The sequence below is a fragment of the Spongiibacter thalassae genome (assembly GCF_012272835.1).
Taxonomy (GTDB): domain Bacteria; phylum Pseudomonadota; class Gammaproteobacteria; order Pseudomonadales; family Spongiibacteraceae; genus Spongiibacter; species Spongiibacter thalassae.
In genome coordinates, this window is the sequence record NZ_JAAWWK010000002.1 from 527,447 (window position 1) to 542,834 (window position 15,388).

The 15,388-nt window shown below is 57.2% G+C and carries 16 protein-coding genes; 13 read left to right on the plus strand and 3 right to left on the minus strand.

What is annotated here, in order from left to right; translation table 11 throughout:
* The first annotated feature begins 6 nt into the window (after positions 1-6).
* Positions 7-699 carry a uracil-DNA glycosylase gene (gene ung / locus HCU74_RS06545; RefSeq protein ID WP_168449608.1) on the plus strand — a complete coding sequence of 231 codons (693 nt, stop codon included), beginning with the start codon at positions 7-9 and terminating at the stop codon, positions 697-699.
* Between the two features lie 28 nt (positions 700-727).
* Here ung and ygfZ read toward each other — a convergent pair whose 3' ends face one another.
* The gene (gene ygfZ, locus HCU74_RS06550; RefSeq protein WP_168449609.1) at positions 728-1,756 is read right to left on the minus strand and encodes a CAF17-like 4Fe-4S cluster assembly/insertion protein YgfZ; all 1,029 of its coding nucleotides are present in this window, start codon (positions 1,754-1,756) and stop codon (positions 728-730) included.
* A 141-nt stretch (positions 1,757-1,897) separates the two neighbouring features.
* Between ygfZ and HCU74_RS06555 the strand changes: the two genes are divergently transcribed.
* A complete protein-coding gene (locus HCU74_RS06555; RefSeq protein WP_168449610.1) occupies positions 1,898-2,158 on the plus strand; it encodes an FAD assembly factor SdhE in 261 nt (86 codons plus the stop codon).
* A complete protein-coding gene (locus HCU74_RS06560) occupies positions 2,121-2,633 on the plus strand; it encodes a hypothetical protein (RefSeq protein WP_168449611.1) in 513 nt (170 codons plus the stop codon). The genes HCU74_RS06555 and HCU74_RS06560 overlap by 38 nt, the downstream gene beginning before the upstream one ends.
* Here the strand turns inward: HCU74_RS06560 and nadB are convergent.
* The gene (nadB, locus tag HCU74_RS06565; protein ID WP_168449612.1) at positions 2,630-4,213 is read right to left on the minus strand and encodes an L-aspartate oxidase; all 1,584 of its coding nucleotides are present in this window, start codon (positions 4,211-4,213) and stop codon (positions 2,630-2,632) included. The two genes, HCU74_RS06560 and nadB, sit on opposite strands and share 4 nt — an antisense overlap.
* A 245-nt stretch (positions 4,214-4,458) precedes the next feature.
* Between nadB and rpoE the strand changes: the two genes are divergently transcribed.
* From rpoE to recO, 10 genes are all read left to right on the plus strand, one after another.
* Positions 4,459-5,055, plus strand: coding sequence for an RNA polymerase sigma factor RpoE (gene rpoE, locus HCU74_RS06570; protein WP_168449613.1), 597 nt, complete (start codon positions 4,459-4,461; stop codon positions 5,053-5,055).
* Positions 5,052-5,627 (plus strand): sigma-E factor negative regulatory protein, encoded by a 576-nt coding sequence (locus HCU74_RS06575; RefSeq protein WP_168449614.1) that lies wholly within the window; start codon positions 5,052-5,054, stop codon positions 5,625-5,627. The genes rpoE and HCU74_RS06575 overlap by 4 nt, the downstream gene beginning before the upstream one ends.
* A gap of 1 nt (position 5,628) precedes the next feature.
* Positions 5,629-6,543: a MucB/RseB C-terminal domain-containing protein gene (locus HCU74_RS06580; RefSeq protein ID WP_210425135.1), complete on the plus strand. Its 915-nt coding sequence runs from the start codon at positions 5,629-5,631 to the stop codon at positions 6,541-6,543.
* The gene (locus tag HCU74_RS06585; protein ID WP_168449616.1) at positions 6,540-7,037 is read left to right on the plus strand and encodes a SoxR reducing system RseC family protein; all 498 of its coding nucleotides are present in this window, start codon (positions 6,540-6,542) and stop codon (positions 7,035-7,037) included. Before HCU74_RS06580 ends, HCU74_RS06585 begins: the two co-directional genes overlap by 4 nt.
* A 124-nt stretch (positions 7,038-7,161) precedes the next feature.
* The gene (gene lepA / locus HCU74_RS06590; RefSeq protein WP_168449617.1) at positions 7,162-8,961 is read left to right on the plus strand and encodes a translation elongation factor 4; all 1,800 of its coding nucleotides are present in this window, start codon (positions 7,162-7,164) and stop codon (positions 8,959-8,961) included.
* Between the two features lie 14 nt (positions 8,962-8,975).
* Complete coding sequence (gene lepB / locus HCU74_RS06595; RefSeq protein ID WP_168449618.1) at positions 8,976-10,031, plus strand: signal peptidase I; 1,056 nt, start codon at positions 8,976-8,978, stop codon at positions 10,029-10,031.
* A 44-nt stretch (positions 10,032-10,075) separates the two neighbouring features.
* The gene (locus HCU74_RS06600) at positions 10,076-10,444 is read left to right on the plus strand and encodes a DUF4845 domain-containing protein (protein ID WP_168449619.1); all 369 of its coding nucleotides are present in this window, start codon (positions 10,076-10,078) and stop codon (positions 10,442-10,444) included.
* Positions 10,441-11,124 carry a ribonuclease III gene (gene rnc / locus HCU74_RS06605; RefSeq protein WP_246864479.1) on the plus strand — a complete coding sequence of 228 codons (684 nt, stop codon included), beginning with the start codon at positions 10,441-10,443 and terminating at the stop codon, positions 11,122-11,124. Before HCU74_RS06600 ends, rnc begins: the two co-directional genes overlap by 4 nt.
* A 1-nt stretch (position 11,125) precedes the next feature.
* Complete coding sequence (gene era, locus HCU74_RS06610) at positions 11,126-12,037, plus strand: GTPase Era (RefSeq protein WP_168449620.1); 912 nt, start codon at positions 11,126-11,128, stop codon at positions 12,035-12,037.
* 2 nt (positions 12,038-12,039) lie between these two features.
* The gene (gene recO / locus HCU74_RS06615; protein ID WP_168449621.1) at positions 12,040-12,732 is read left to right on the plus strand and encodes a DNA repair protein RecO; all 693 of its coding nucleotides are present in this window, start codon (positions 12,040-12,042) and stop codon (positions 12,730-12,732) included.
* 3 nt (positions 12,733-12,735) lie between these two features.
* Here the strand turns inward: recO and HCU74_RS06620 are convergent, their stop codons facing one another.
* Positions 12,736-15,372 carry an ATP-binding protein gene (locus HCU74_RS06620; protein ID WP_168449622.1) on the minus strand — a complete coding sequence of 879 codons (2,637 nt, stop codon included), beginning with the start codon at positions 15,370-15,372 and terminating at the stop codon, positions 12,736-12,738.
* Between the last annotated feature and the right edge of the window lie 16 nt (positions 15,373-15,388).

Consider the following 15,388-nt stretch of genomic DNA (forward strand, 5'->3'; position numbering starts at 1 on the left):
GGAGCAATGTCAGTGCGAGCAGTACAGTTGGAAGAGTCCTGGTTAGAGGTTCTGGCGGAGGAGTTCGATCGGGATTATATGCGGCAACTGCGCGGGTATCTGCGCGAGCGCAAGGCGCAGGGGGCACAGATATTCCCGCCCGGACCCCAGTGGTTTGCCGCACTGAACTCCACTCCCTTTAAACGGGTAAAAATCGTGGTGCTCGGGCAAGATCCTTACCACGGCCCGGGCCAGGCCCACGGCCTGTGTTTTTCGGTACTGCCCGGAGTGGCGGTGCCTCCGTCACTGCAAAATATCTATAAAGAACTGCATGCCGATGTGGGGATGACGATACCTGGCCACGGTTACCTGCAAGCCTGGGCGGAGCAGGGAGTGTTGCTGCTCAACAATGTGTTAACGGTTGAGCAGGGCCAGGCCGGCGCCCATCAGGGACGGGGGTGGGAGCAGTTTACCGATGCCGCGGTGGCAGCACTTAATAGTCAGCGTGAGGGCCTGGTGTTTCTTCTCTGGGGATCTCATGCGCAGAAAAAGGGGGCGGTGATCGACGCGTCGCGCCACCTGGTGCTCAAGGCGCCCCATCCCTCGCCACTCTCGGCCTATCGCGGTTTTTTCGGCTGTGGCCACTTCTCTGCGGCAAACCGTTATCTTGAGTCCCGTGGGGAATCTGCCATTGACTGGCAGCTCCCACTGGAGGCCTAGCCATTCTCTTTGGAAGAGGCCTGGGCCGCTAGTCGATAGGCGGAAGCGGGTAGGGCAGGTCTTCAAGGGCGGCAGGAACCCTGTCGCTGCCGACAAGCAACGTTTGCTCTATGGCGTCGATATTGAGCATGGCCAGTAAGTCGCTAGCGGCCCCGCCGTTTACAATGGCAGCAATGGTGCCGACTGCGGTGCCGTCGGTGGTGCATATCTCATCGAGTCGCGCGGCGCTGCATGTGCTCTCGGTACGCAGGCGATACAGCCGCTTTTTCAGCTTTCCGCGATACTGCATTCGCGCGACTATTTCCTGGCCGGTATAGCAGCCCTTTTTAAAGTTGACCGCGCCGATCAGCTGGTAGTTGATTTGCTGGGGAATAAACTGATCCTGGGTGATACTGGAAATTTCTGCGAGCCCAGCGGCAATATTGCCCCTTTCCCATTCTGCACTGCTGCAGACCTCGGCCATCCCGGCGATTCGGGGCCACAAACTTGCGGCATTGTCGTCGCTTAGCCAGCACTCGAAGCGTGTTCCGGCGTCGTCGAGCTGGAGCACAAAACCCGGTTCGCCGGCAGTGCTGTGAAACCGGTGTGAGGGGGCTTCGCCAAACAGCTCGCGTACGGTGTCTGCGGCGTTTGCGCCCCACAGGCCAATAGCGTGATAGTGGCGCGGGGGGGCAGTAATCTCGGCCTTGGAGAACACGATGTATTTTGCCAGCAAATCCCGAGTGCTTTCACAGATGTCGCGGCGCATGCGCAGCATCGCCGATTGGTTGTCCGGGGCAAGGGCGAGAAAGCTGCTCATGACCCGGCCCTTGATGTTGCAATAGGCCCCCGGTGAGGCCTGCTCGGCGGTGATCTGGTTCCAGTCGCAGGTGGTTTGTCCCTGTAGAAATTTGGCGCTGTCCGGCCCGTTTAACAACACAAAATCATATTGGGGGAGAGGGCACGCCGATACTGCTGTTGCAGTGTTGCCGCATTCGCGTGACGGGGCCCAATATCCGTCGTCGTCCGAATAACTGTCGGGGAAGTGGTCGGCAAGGATTTGGTCAAATTTGCTCATGGCTCTCTGAATACAGGTTGATGTGCGGGAAAGGACGGCAGATAAACGCAGGCAGGCTGCAATCTGTAGCCGTGATCGCGCTATAATACGCCTTTAGCCGCCACAAAGGGGCGGGAACGCTAATTAGTGCAGTGGAAAATAATGCTTTCAGAAAACGAGATCAAGCGAATTTACTGGGCCTGCCGCCGTGGCATGCTGGAGCTGGACCTGGTCATGGTGCCTTTCTATGAGCAGTGCTTTAGAACGCTTGATGAGGTGGGACAGCAGCGTTTTGTAAAACTGCTGGAATGCGAAGATACCGAGCTGTTTCACTGGTTCCTTGGCAAGGGCGCTCCCGAAGACCCCGAGCTGGCGCTGATTGTTGATGAGATCAATACCTTCACCCGTCGCGCTCGAGATTGAGTGCCGCGCGTCTCCCTTCTTGCGGTGGGCACTGCTGGGTGTCCTGTGTAGTTGTATCGTATTCCTGAGTCAGCCCTGGCTGGCTTTCAGCGAGCCTGCTTTTTGGCTGTGTGCCCTGGCCGATGGGGAAAACGCTGCCGGCAACAGCGCCTGTGTCGGCGGGGTGGCGCAGGTTTTGCGATTGGGCGTGACGCTGGCGGCCGCCGGATACGGCGGCGCAATGCTCAAGCGCTATACCGCCGACCCCTGTTATGCCCAGCTGCGACTGCGCCGCCACCGAGATGAGTGGGCACTGTACACCAATGGAACATTTCACCCCGTTTTGCTGCGCTGGGAGTTTGTCAGCCGCTATCTGCTTATTGCCTGTATTGGGCTAAACGGCCGTGATTACCGAGTGCCAATCCTGTGGGATCAACTGGCGGCGGACGCGCATCGCCAGTTGCGTTGCCTCGCCCTGCACGCCGCCGACGGCTAAGCCTTCCAGTTGCCGGGATACAGCACTGTGTCCGCCGCCACGTCATCAATGTGAGGGTAGTCGAGGGTGTAGTGAAGGCCGCGACTTTCCTTGCGCTGCATCGCGCTGCGAATAATCAACTCGGCCACCATGGCCAGGTTGCGCAGCTCCAGCAAGTCATTGCTGACCTTGTAATTGGAATAGTATTCGTTGATTTCCTGTTGCAGCAGTGCTGCGCGGTTCAACGCCCGTTGCAGTCGCTTGTCGGTACGCACAATGCCGACATAGTCCCACATAAAGCGGCGCAGTTCGTCCCAGTTATGGGAAATCACCACATCCTCATCGGAGTCAGTGACCATGGACTCGTCCCAGGCGGGTGCCGGATGGGGCGCCGGCAGGTCTGGCAGGCGCTCGCGCAGATCCCTGGCGGCGGAGCCGCCGTAGACCAGACACTCCAGCAAGGAGTTGCTGGCGAGGCGGTTGGCGCCGTGCAATCCGGTGAAGGCGGTTTCGCCAATGGCGTACAGGCTGTCGATGTCGGTGCGGCCGTGGTGGTCGACCATCACGCCGCCACAGGTGTAGTGGGCGGCGGGGACGACGGGGATGGCTTCGCGGCAGATGTCGATGCCCAGTTCCAGGCAGCGGGCTTTAATGGTGGGGAAGTGCTCGAGCAGAAATTGCGACGACTTGTGGCTTATGTCGAGGTAGACACAGTCGCTGCCGAGGCGCTTCATCTCATGGTCGATGGCTCGGGCCACAATATCACGGGGCGCGAGTTCGCCACGCTCGTCATAGCGGTGCATAAATCGCTCACCACGGGCGTTGAGCAATCTCCCGCCTTCGCCGCGAATGGCTTCGGTAATCAAAAAGGACTTGGCTTTGGGGTGGTACAGACAGGTTGGATGGAACTGATTGAATTCCATATTGGCTACCCTGCAGCCTGCGCGCCAGGCCATGGCGATGCCGTCGCCGGTGGCGCCATCGGGGTTGCTGGTATACAAATACGCCTTGTTGGCACCGCCAGTGGCTAAAACAACGGCTTTTGCCTGGAACAATTCGACGTGGCCGCTGTCTCTATTCAGGACATAGGCGCCCTCGCAGCGATTATTGCGCGTCAGTAGATCTACGGCGACATGCCGCTGGAAAATATCAATCTGGTCGTGTTCCTCTGCGCGGAGGCTCAGGGTGGTTGATACTGCTCGGCCGGTGGCGTCGGCGGAATGGATGATGCGCCTTTGGCTATGCCCGCCTTCCCGCGTCAGATGAAGCTCGTTGTGGTCGCTGTCGAATCGGCTGAATTGCACCCCTTGGGCCAGCAGCCAGTCAATGGTTTCGCTGCTGTGGGAGACCGTGAAGCGCACGGCGTCTTCATGGCAGAGTTGCGCGCCGGCATTGATGGTGTCCTTTACGTGGCAATCTATGCTGTCCTGCTTGTGCAGAACGGCGGCGATGCCCCCTTGGGCCCAGTAGGTGGCGCCTTCGTTCAGCCCGCCTTTGCAGATGACGGCGATTTTGGCCTGGTCAGCCAGCTGCAGGGCCAGAGAAAGGCCGGCAGCGCCGCTGCCGATCACCAGGACATCGTGGGTATGGGGGGTACTCATTTCAGGGGGTTTGCTCCTGACTCGATGCGGAGATACTATGCCGCAAGGGGAAATGGGGCGCAAAGTATACTTGCAGTGTGACGACTTACCAATATACGCCGCCCATGACGGATAATGCCAGGGTGGCAAGCGGTTTGGTGTACGGCCCACTACCGGGTGAAAATAAAGGAAAACAATGAGAGAACTTCTTATGGGTGCCACGGTCTATCTGACGGTAGCTGGCTGTGACCTGCTAGTGAGGGATCATGAGCCAGTCTAAACAGACAGATCAGCAGTTGGTGGAGCGCGTTCAAAAAGGTGACAAGCGCGCCTTTGATTTGCTCGTGCTCAAGTACCAGCACAAGATCTTTGGTTTGATTTCTCGCTATGTGAAAGATAACGACGAGATCCAGGACGTGGCGCAGGAGGCCTTCGTGAAGGCCTACCGCGCGCTGCCAAAGTTTAGGGGCGACAGCGCCTTTTATACCTGGCTCTACCGCATCGCGATCAACACGGCGAAGAACTATCTGGTGGCACGCAATCGGCGGCCACCGGGTGTCGATGTCGATGTGGCTGACGCAGAATATTTCGAAGGCCCCTCGGCGTTAAAGGATATTGAAACGCCGGAAAACCGGCTGTTCGGCGACGAGCTGAAGCGGGTTGTGCAGGATGCCATAGACACATTGCCAGAAGATTTGCGTTCAGCGCTAACATTGCGTGAATTTGATGGTCTCAGTTATGAAGACATTGCGGCAGTCATGGATTGCCCGGTGGGTACGGTGCGGTCGAGGATATTCCGAGCTCGAGAAGCGGTGGATATGCGGGTTAAGGCCCAGGTAAATGGTGAAGAGGTGGAAGTATGAAAGACACTGACAGAGAGGCGCTGTCGGCGCTGATGGACGGGGAGGCCGGAGAGCTGGAGCTGCGTCGGATTCTCAATTCCGATGACGAGGCGATGCGCGCCGAGTGGTCCGCCCTTAACCGTGGCCAGCAGTTGCGCAAAGACGGCCAGGTTCCCTTTGCCGACCTGGATATTTCGGCGCGGGTGATGGCGGCGATCGAAGATGAACCCGCGACCAGCGGCAGTTCCTGGCGGCAAACCCTCGCAGGTTTGGCAGTTGCCGCTGGTGTTGCAGCGGTGGTGGTCTTTGCCGGCAACGGCCAGCTGCCGGGTAGTGCGGGTCCTGAGATCGCGAGCAATGCGGCGGCCAGTCCCAATAGCGGCCGGGTGTATCCCGCGCAAATGAGCACCGCTGGTAATGGTGGTGTCGCGGTAAGCGCTCAGGGTGGTGTTATGCCGACCATGGCCGAAAGCGACGCCGATGCCCGTAAGCGGTTTGATGAGTTACTGCGTAAACATACTGAAAGAGCCTCGTTGAATAATGGTCAGGGTTTTGTCACATATGCCCGAGTGGTGTCGCAGGAGTCTGAATAAGGTGCTGGGTCGAGTCGTTGGCGGTTTTCTTACAGGGATAGTGATGGCGCAGGCCAGTTTTGCTGGAACCGCTGCGACCGACTGGTTGGCACGAATGGCTGAAAGCCATCGCCAATTGAACTACAGCGGTATCGTCACCTACCAGGTTGGTGAGCGGGTAAACAGCTTTCGCATCAGTCACTATGTGGGCAATGGTCAGGAGTTTGAGAGCCTCGAAGCCCTGGATGGCAATGAAGCTGAGTGGGTGCGCTCGGGGCATGATGTGAATTGTATTCACCCCGGCCCGGAAATGATTCGCTTGCTGGGTGAGCAGGCCGACGGCGGGCTTACCCAACAGTATTCCATTGCTATCGACGGTCAGACCCGTGTGGCGGGTCGCGATGGGGTGGTGATGAAAATCAGCCCTAAAGACGAATACCGACTGGGTTATACCCTGACTCTGGATGAAGAAACCGGGCTGATGCTGCGGTCGGAAATACTTAGTGAGCAGGGCAAGGTGCTGGAGCGTTTTCAATATGTCGCATTGGAATTCGACAGCGAAAATGGCGCCGCAGTGAGTAGTCAGGCGCTTCAGGTCAGCCACAAAGTGCCGGTGCGTGGCGCGGCGGCCCGTAGTGAAACCCTGCGCGAATGGCGTCCAACATGGGTGCCCAGTGGTTTTCGTCTCGCGGAAGTGGAAGGGGAAGATGCCAATGGTATGACCTTTACTGACGGTCTCGCAGTGATCTCTGTTTTTGTTGAGTCGCTCAACCCCGCTACCACAAAGGCTGCCAGTGAACAGCCTATGCGCCGCGGTGCATCGGTGAGTTACAGTGTCGCGGTGCCGGAGCGTCAGGCACTGGTGAGTGTTGTTGGCGAAGTGCCAATGCTGACCGCCAAACAGATTGCGCGTTCGCTGGAGTGGCTCCGGCAGTGATCTGTGAGCGCGGCCGGGTTGTCGCCGTTGAGGGTGATGGACTGTGGGTGGAAACGGTTCAGCAGAGCAGCTGCGCCAGCTGTTCCGCGCAGAAAGGTTGCGGCCAGGGCTTGATGAACAGCCTGCATGATGGCAAGCGCAACCAGATCAAGGTGTCCTGTCGTGACGACCAGCACTTCAACGTTGGCGACGAAGTGGATATCGCCATTCCTGAGTCGGCCCTGCTGGGCGGCGCGTTTTTAATGTATTTGTTGCCGTTGTTGACCATGCTTGCGGGAATGGGCGTGTTTTCACGCTATTTTGCCGCCGACGGCATGGCTGCCCTCGGCGCGGCCCTGGGGCTGGCCGCCGGTTTAGTCGGGGTTCGCGCCCACTCGCTATTTTCTTCCTCAGTGTCGCGTTATACGCCCACCGTGCTGGGCCTGCGCGGCGCCGGTGCGAGCACAGGGGCAGAGCAGGTCGTGCAGGTTGTTGAGCCGCCATCGCCCCGCTGAATCAAAGAGTGTTAACCGGCCCTGATGTTTTAAATATCGGCCCGCGTAGCCTAGGGGTAAGCCTTTGCGCTACAATCCCGCCCTTAATTTTATGTAGCGGCCATGCCCCGGGGTTCAGTCAAACGTGCCTAGTCTCGATCTGATTCGCAATTTTTCTATTATCGCCCATATTGACCACGGTAAATCGACCCTCGCGGATCGGTTTATCCAGACCTGTGGGGGCCTGACTCAGCGGGAAATGGCCGAACAGGTCCTCGACTCGATGGATATCGAGCGCGAGCGCGGCATCACGATCAAGGCCCAGAGCGTCACGCTGAACTACACCGCCAACGACGGCAAGACCTATCAGCTCAACTTTATTGATACCCCCGGACATGTTGACTTCTCCTATGAGGTGTCGCGCTCATTGGCCGCCTGCGAAGGCGCGTTGCTGGTGGTCGACGCGGCTCAGGGGGTTGAAGCGCAATCGGTCGCGAACTGTTACACCGCGATAGAGCAGGGGCTGGAAGTACTGCCAATTCTTAACAAAATGGACCTTCCCCAGGCTGACCCTGAGCGGGTGAAGCAGGAAATAGAAGAAATTATCGGCGTAGACGCCAGTGGCGCGATTGCGGTCAGTGCAAAATCTGGCCTGGGCATCGACGATGCCCTTGAAGCCTTGGTGGCAACCATTCCTCCGCCAGAGGGCGACGTCGATGCGCCCTTGCAGGCACTGATTATTGACTCCTGGTTTGATAATTACCAAGGGGTTGTGTCGCTGGTGAGGGTGAAAAACGGCACCCTGAAAAAGGGCGACAAGATTATCAGCAAGACCCTGGGTAAAGCCCACTCAGTTGATGTTGTGGGGATTTTTACTCCGAAGCAGACCAATACCGGTGTATTGCGTGCCGGTGAGGTGGGATTTGTCATCGCCGGGATAAAAGACATCCTCGGCGCGCCTGTCGGTGATACCTTCACCCATGCCGCGACCCCGGAGGTCGCCGCGCTGCCGGGCTTCCAAAAGGTGAAGCCCCAGGTCTATGCGGGAATGTTCACCGTTTCTACCGAGGACTACGAGGATTTTCGCGATGCACTGGGCAAGCTGACGCTCAATGATGCCTCGCTATTCTATGAGCCGGAAAGCTCCGACGCGCTCGGCTTTGGCTTCCGCTGTGGTTTCCTTGGCACACTGCACATGGAAATCATCCAGGAGCGGCTGGAGAGGGAGTACGACCTCGATCTGATTACCACGGCACCGACGGTAATTTATCAGGTAGAAAAGAAGAACGGCGAAGTGGTGATGGTAGACAACCCTTCGGCTATGCCCGACCCGGGCGAGCTTGAGGAAACCCGCGAGCCCATCGCCAAGGTGAATATTCTGTGTCCCCAGGAACACTTGGGTAATGTGATGACCTTGTGCTCGGAGCGGCGCGGCGTCCAGAAAGATATGCAGTTCCTCGGTCAGCAGGTGTCTCTGACCTGGGATATTCCCATGAGTGAAGTGGTATTGGACTTCTTCGACCGGCTGAAATCGGTCAGCCGCGGTTTTGCTTCTCTGGACTATAGTTTTGATCGCTTCGAGGCGGCTAATGTGGTCAAGCTTGATGTGCTCATCAACGGCGACCGGGTGGATGCGCTGGCGATGATTGTGCACCGGGACTTTGCCCAGAACCGGGGGCGGATGCTGGTCGAAAAAATGCGTGAGCTGATTCCTCGTCAGATGTTCGACGTGGCCATTCAAGCAGCCATTGGCGGCCATATTATCGCTCGCCAAACTGTTAAGGCGTTGCGCAAAAATGTGACGGCAAAATGTTATGGTGGTGATGTCTCGCGCAAGCGTAAATTGTTGGAAAAGCAAAAAGCAGGGAAAAAACGCATGAAACAGGTGGGGAACGTTGAAATTCCCCAGTCGGCGTTTTTAGCTGTACTTAAAGTCGATAGCTGAGGGGCTCAGACCGGATGGTCAATTTGATACTGCTGGCCGTAGCCAGTGCATCGCTTATTGTGTGGTTGTTGCAGGAAGTGAAAGGGCGGCGCCAGATTCAAACGGCCCTGCAGTGGTGTGCGGAAAAAAAGACGGCCAGCGACGCCCAGTCATTACGTCAGCAAGTCATTCCCGGCTGGTTGGAGTGGAGCTTTCGAATCGTAGCGGGGCTGTGGTTCGTGTGGATTGCCAGTGTCGTTATGATAAAAGACGGCGATTTTGCGCTGGCATTGGTGGTGCTGACGCTGTTGGCCGGCTTGATCGCGGGGCTGGACAAGTTTGTGTTTGAGCGGGGGCGTCGCGCCTTTGTCAGCGCCGGCAATGTTGCGGTATACATCACCTATTTCGTCAAGCAGGAACAGGACAGTCTCAAGCAGGAGCTGGGAGGCACTCTGCCGATCGCCGAAAATGCGCGCTCGTTTTTTCCGGTATTGTTGGTGGTCTTGCTGCTGCGCTCCTTTATTGTCGAGCCCTTCCAGATTCCCTCTGCGTCAATGGTGCCCAGCCTGGAGATCGGTGATTATATTCTGGTCAATAAGCACAAATATGGCTTGCGCCTGCCGGTGATTGGCACGAAATTCATTGAGGTCGATGAGCCCAAACGCGGCGATGTAATGGTGTTTTTCCCCCCGGGTGACAAGCGTTATTTCATCAAACGGGTGATTGGTTTACCCGGCGATACGCTGCGTTACAGCAACAAGAAACTCTACATAAACGGCGAGCTAGTACCGCATACCCTCGAGGCCGAGGTGCCGCCACTGAGACCGGTCACCCAGGTTATTCGCGAGCAGTTGGGTAATTCCGAGCACCTGATTCACCACGACCGTCGTATTTACCGCGGTGATTTCGAGGTGACGGTGGCACCGGGACATTATTTTATGATGGGTGATAATCGCGATAACAGCAGCGATAGCCGGGTCTGGGGACAGGTGCCCGAGGAAAATATCGTCGGCAAGGCCTTTGCGATATGGATGCACTGGCGGTCGTTTTCAGAGTTGCCCAGCTTCGATCGTGTAGGCTTGATCCGTTGACGACGGCGTACAGGAACCCACTGTTAATTCTGGAGAGTTGCTAAATGAGACGGTCACAGCAAGGCTTGGGTATGTTGTCCCTGTTGGTAGTTCTGGGAATGGCGAGTGTGATTTTGACGATGGCAGTCAAACTCGTTCCGCTGTACATGGATAACTGGAGCCTCAAGAGCGTATTGGAAAGCGTTGTCGCCGATCAGACCGGTGTCAATGCGACCCCTGGCAGCGTGCGCACGACTCTAAGCCGCTATATGCAAACTAACCGTATTGACGCCATTTCTCCCGCTAAAATGCTGATAAAGTCGGAAAGCAATGGCGTCAGTATCGACGCTTCCTACGAAAAACGGGTGACGCTGTTCTTCAATATCGACGCAGTGGTGAAGTTTGACGATATGGTTTACAAGGTGCCTCGTTGAATAAATTTTCCGATCTGGCCGAGTTGGAATTGACCCTCGGCTACTGCTTTACCGATACGGCGCTGCTGGATCAGGCGCTTACCCACCGCAGCTGTGCCGCCAAACACAATGAACGCCTCGAATTTCTCGGCGATTCACTGCTGAATATGCTGGTTAGTGACCACCTGTACAGACGTTTTCCGGATCTTGACGAGGGCGACCTCAGCCGCATTCGCGCCTCCTTGGTGAGCGGCAAGACTCTGGCAAAGGTCGCTGGTGAGCTCGGTTTGGGGGCATATTTGCGACTGGGTGTCGGCGAGCGAAAAAGCGGAGGCAACCGCCGCGCCTCGACGCTTGCCGACGCCGTTGAAGCGATCCTGGGCGCGGTGTATCTCGACGCTGATATCAGTGCCTGCCGGGACTGTATTGAACGCTGGTTTAGCGGGCGGTTTGCGACACTGGACCCGCAGGCCAGCCATAAAGACGCGAAAACCCGTTTGCAGGAGTATTTACAGGCACGCAAGCAGCCATTGCCTGAATACGTAGTACAAGCCGCTGAGGGTGAGGATCACCAGCAGCAATTTACCGTGGCGTGTCATGTGGCCATGTTGAACACCGCATTCACGGCATCTGGCACTAGCCGCCGTAAAGCAGAGCAGGCCGCCGCGGCACAAGCTCTGCTTCAATTGGAGAAACAGTAAAATGAACAATGCCCCGGATGGCGAACAGCGTTGTGGCTATGTGGCCATTGTCGGGCGTCCGAACGTCGGTAAATCGACGCTGCTCAACCATATACTCGGTCAGAAATTAAGCATTACCTCGCGCAAACCGCAAACCACTCGACATCAGGTATTGGGTATCAAGACCGAGGGAGAGGTGCAGGCGATCTACGTGGATACGCCGGGACTGCATTTGCATGATGAAAAAGCGATAAACCGCTATATGAACAAGGCGGCAAGTTCAGCGCTGAAACATGTGGATGTGGTGCTGTTTTTGGTGGATCGTGAGCGCTGGACCGAGGAAGACGATCTGGTGCTGAGCAAGGTACAAAGCTGTACCTGTCCGGTATTGCTGGTGATTAACAAGGTCGATCGGTTGAACGACAAAAAGGAATTGCTACCGGTTATTGAAGCGCTGAGCAAAAAGCATAATTTTGCCGGTGTGGTGCCGGTGTCGGCCCTGCGTGGCCACAACCGCGACGGTCTTGAGGACATAATTCGGCAACACCTTCCGCCAGGGGTGCATATGTTCCCCGAAGATCAGATTACCGACCGCACAGAGCGCTTTCTTGCCGCTGAGCTGGTGCGTGAAAAAATCATGCGACAACTGGGTGAAGAAGTGCCCTACGCGATGACGGTTGAAATCGAGGAGTTCAAAGTGTCTCCCCGCTTGACCGAGATCAGCGCGTTGATCCTTGTTGAGCGTCAGGGCCAGAAAAAAATATTGATTGGTGAGGGCGGCAGTCGCTTGCGCCAGATAGGCACTGAGGCGCGCAAGGATATGGAGCGAGCCTTCGACAGCAAGGTAATGCTGCGCTTGTGGGTAAAGGTCAAGTCGGGTTGGTCCGATGACGAGCGCGCCCTGCGCAGTCTGGGATATAACGACCTCGACTAGCCATGCGCGTCGATGCTGAACCGGCCTACGTACTACACCTGCGCCCCTATCGGGACACCAGCGCTATTGTAGACGTGCTGACTCAGCATCACGGCTGTGTGAGCGTCGTTGCGCGGGGGCTGCGTGGCGGCGGGAAAAATCGCCAAAGCTGGCGTGCGGCCTTGCAGGTTGGCAACCTGTTATACCTGTCCTGGCAGGGGCGCGGTGAACTAAAGACCCTGACCGACGCTCAAGCGCATAGCCGTTTTGAATTGCGTGGGTCAGCGCTGTATTGCACCTTCTATGTCAACGAAATCATCGAACGTCTCTTGCATCGCCATGACCCCCAGCCGGGCATTTTTCAGCTGTACGGTCGTTGTTTGCTGGCGCTGTCAACAGATGCCAATTATGAGCTGGCACTGCGCCGCTTTGAGGGCGGATTATTGCGGGAGTTGGGCTACGGCATTGATTATGTTGACGTCGATGGCGGCGGTTTGCGCGACGATGCCAACTATCAGTTTCTTCCCCGGCAGGGCTTTGTGCTGACCGACGCTCCCGATGGTCTGCATGGCGGTGTGTTACGCCGCCTCGCTGATAACGATTATTCCGGGCAGGGCTTATTGGTCGCAAAACGCCTGCATCGGCGCGTATTGGCTGATCTGCTGGGCGATCGTCCCCTCAACAGCCGCAAACTCTTTGCCCAGTTTCGCCGCTGAAGGCTATTCGAAAAGCACCTCGAGGTCGTGCTCGTCGGTCCAGGTGAGCAATTCGTCAATGGCTGCCAATACTTCCCGGTGCCGGGGTTGGAGCGCCTGGGTATCGCCGGCCTTCAGCGTATTTTCCAGGGCGAGCACCGCCTGCCGAAGGTTTGGCGTTCCGGTATAGGCGCAGTTCCCTTTCAGGCCATGACTGATTTCCGCCAATTGCTGCCAGTCCCGATCGTTGTAGCTGTTGATGAGCGCGGTTCGGGTCGCCGGCAGTTCCTCAGTGAGCATTTCCAGCATGTTGATCGCCAACTCCGGACGCTGGCGCGACAGGTGCAGGCACTCGCCAATATCGACGGGGCGCGGTTCATCCGCAAATGCCTCGCTGGCGGGCAAGTAGTGGGCGACTGGCTCGGTGGAGGGCGATCCCCGCTGTAAATACTGGTCGAGCACTGTGGCGAGCTGGGATTCGCCCACGGGCTTGCTCAGGTATTCGTTAATACCCGCCTGCTGGATCTGCTGGGGGTTTTCCGGAGCGAGATAGGCAGAGATGGCAACGATGGGTGTCGCGCTATTCGGGCTGCTCTGGCGTATCTGACGACTGGCTTCGATACCGTCCAGCTGGGGCATTTGAATGTCGATAAAGATCAGGTCGAAGAGTTGGTCCTGACAGTAGCTCAGCGCCTCGACGCCGTTGCAGGCCGACACCGCATCAATGCCAAAGTCTGCCAGAAAGGCCGACAGAATGTGCAGGTTCGACGGGTTGTCGTCCACAATCAGCACTCGGTTGTTGCCGAAGTAAGGCGCTTCTCTGTTGCCACCGAGCTGCTGATGAATGTCACCGCAGAGGGCGTCGTACAAGCGCACGCAGGAAACCGGTTTGCTCAGCCAGATGCGACCGTCGTTATGGGGTTGGTCGCCGAGGTTGGGGCTGAGCACGATTCCCGGGTGTCCGGGAGTTTCCGAAGGCAGACGACGATTGCTCTCCTGCTTGTCGAGGCAGAGAATGCTGTAGTCGCAACTGCGATCCAGCTGACGGATATCCCGACAGTGGCGAACCTCCATTCCCCAGCTTTGCAATACGTCGCTGAGCGACTGTGCATACAAAGTACTGCGCTCGTAAAGGGCTACGCTATAGCCACGCAGTGCGTTGAAGTTACGGATTTGCATGGCGTTGTGGTCAATGGGCAAGTTGACCGTAAACCAGAACGTTGAACCCTTGCCGAAGTCGCTGTCCACACCGACTTCGCCGCCCATTTCCTTGGCGAGCCCTTTGACGATCACCAGCCCCAGTCCAGTGCCGCCATACTGTCGGGTCACAGAGGCGTCAGCCTGGGCGAAGTCCTTGAAAATACTGTCGCGCTGGGCGGCGTTGATGCCAATGCCGGTATCCGATACCCGCACCGTCAGCGTCGCGGACTCAGGGTTGCAGTCGACACACACAATATCGACACGGATGTGGCCGGAGGGGGTGAACTTGATTGCATTATTGATGAGGTTGGTCATCATTTGTCGCAGGCGCAGTGCATCCCCCAGCACCGTGTCAGGGCAGTCGTGTTGAATGAACAGTGCCAGTTCGAGCCCTTTGTCATAGGCCTGGGGTGCGAGCATGATTAGGGTATCTTCGGCGAGCTCGCGCAGGTTGATCGGCGAGCGGTCAAACACCAGCTTGCCGGCTTCCAGTTTGGAAAAATCCAGAATGTCGTTGATGATGGTCAGCAGGCTTTCCGCGCTGTTGCGCATGGTTTCCAGCGCTTCGCGCTGCCTGCCCTGAAGCTCTGATTTGAGCAGAATATTGCTGAAACCGATGATGCTGTTAAGTGGTGTGCGGATTTCATGGCTGGTATTGGCGAGAAACTCTGACTTCACTCGGTTGGCCCGGACCGCTTCGCGTCTCGCCAGATCGAGCTCGATATTCTGGATTTCAACGGTCTCCAGGGTTTCCCGCAGGTCGCTGTTCGACATTTCGAGGCTGCGCTGCAGCTCCTGTAGCTCCTTAACCTGGGCCGCACTCAGGCGATTCAATTCCCTGGCGATGTCGCTGAATTCGTCGTTGCCGGGAATATGAATGTGGAAGTCGCGGCTGCCGTTGGCAAGGCGGCGAATCGCTTGCAGCACATTGACTAAATCGCCGCGCAGGGTGTGGTTGACGTAGCTGAACATGGCCAGGGAGATTAGCGCAGAAAGCCCAAGGATCATGGCGGTGCTGAGCAGCGATTGGTATTTGCGCAGCTCGTACTGATGCCAACTGAAGTGCATTTGCACCCAGCCAAGTATTTCCTCGTTACCGGGGCCTGCGGCGGGTCGCTTGCCGACGATGGCGTGGATGACCTGCAGCTGGTCCTCATCTATGTGGAATTGCTGTGGCTGGTCGCGGCTCAGGGTGCTTACGTCGGGGGGCTGTATTGCCGGGCCGGCGTGGCTGACCGGCTCCAGCTGCGCATCGTATATCGTCACCGCTCTTACACCGGCCTCTTCCAAGGCTGACCTGCTGAGTTCCGCGAGCAGCTCCCGGTCCTGTTCGATCAGGTGCGCTGCCAGTGCACTGAGTTGTCCGGATACCGCGCCTGCTCGTTGCACAATCATGCCGCGCAGTTCTTTTAGCTGACCGTCGATGAGATAGGCGCTCAGGCCGACACAGATCAATGTCAACGGGAGTAAACCCAGT

Coding starts and splice junctions, on each gene's coding strand:
- ung (WP_168449608.1), top strand. CDS start 7: ATGTCAGTGCGAGCAGTACAGTTGGAAGAGTCCTGGTTAGAGGTTCTG.
- ygfZ (WP_168449609.1), bottom strand. CDS start 1,756: ATGAGCAAATTTGACCAAATCCTTGCCGACCACTTCCCCGACAGTTAT.
- HCU74_RS06555 (WP_168449610.1), top strand. CDS start 1,898: ATGCTTTCAGAAAACGAGATCAAGCGAATTTACTGGGCCTGCCGCCGT.
- HCU74_RS06560 (WP_168449611.1), top strand. CDS start 2,121: ATGAGATCAATACCTTCACCCGTCGCGCTCGAGATTGAGTGCCGCGCG.
- nadB (WP_168449612.1), bottom strand. CDS start 4,213: ATGAGTACCCCCCATACCCACGATGTCCTGGTGATCGGCAGCGGCGCT.
- rpoE (WP_168449613.1), top strand. CDS start 4,459: ATGAGCCAGTCTAAACAGACAGATCAGCAGTTGGTGGAGCGCGTTCAA.
- HCU74_RS06575 (WP_168449614.1), top strand. CDS start 5,052: ATGAAAGACACTGACAGAGAGGCGCTGTCGGCGCTGATGGACGGGGAG.
- lepB (WP_168449618.1), top strand. CDS start 8,976: ATGGTCAATTTGATACTGCTGGCCGTAGCCAGTGCATCGCTTATTGTG.
- HCU74_RS06600 (WP_168449619.1), top strand. CDS start 10,076: ATGAGACGGTCACAGCAAGGCTTGGGTATGTTGTCCCTGTTGGTAGTT.
- era (WP_168449620.1), top strand. CDS start 11,126: ATGAACAATGCCCCGGATGGCGAACAGCGTTGTGGCTATGTGGCCATT.
- recO (WP_168449621.1), top strand. CDS start 12,040: ATGCGCGTCGATGCTGAACCGGCCTACGTACTACACCTGCGCCCCTAT.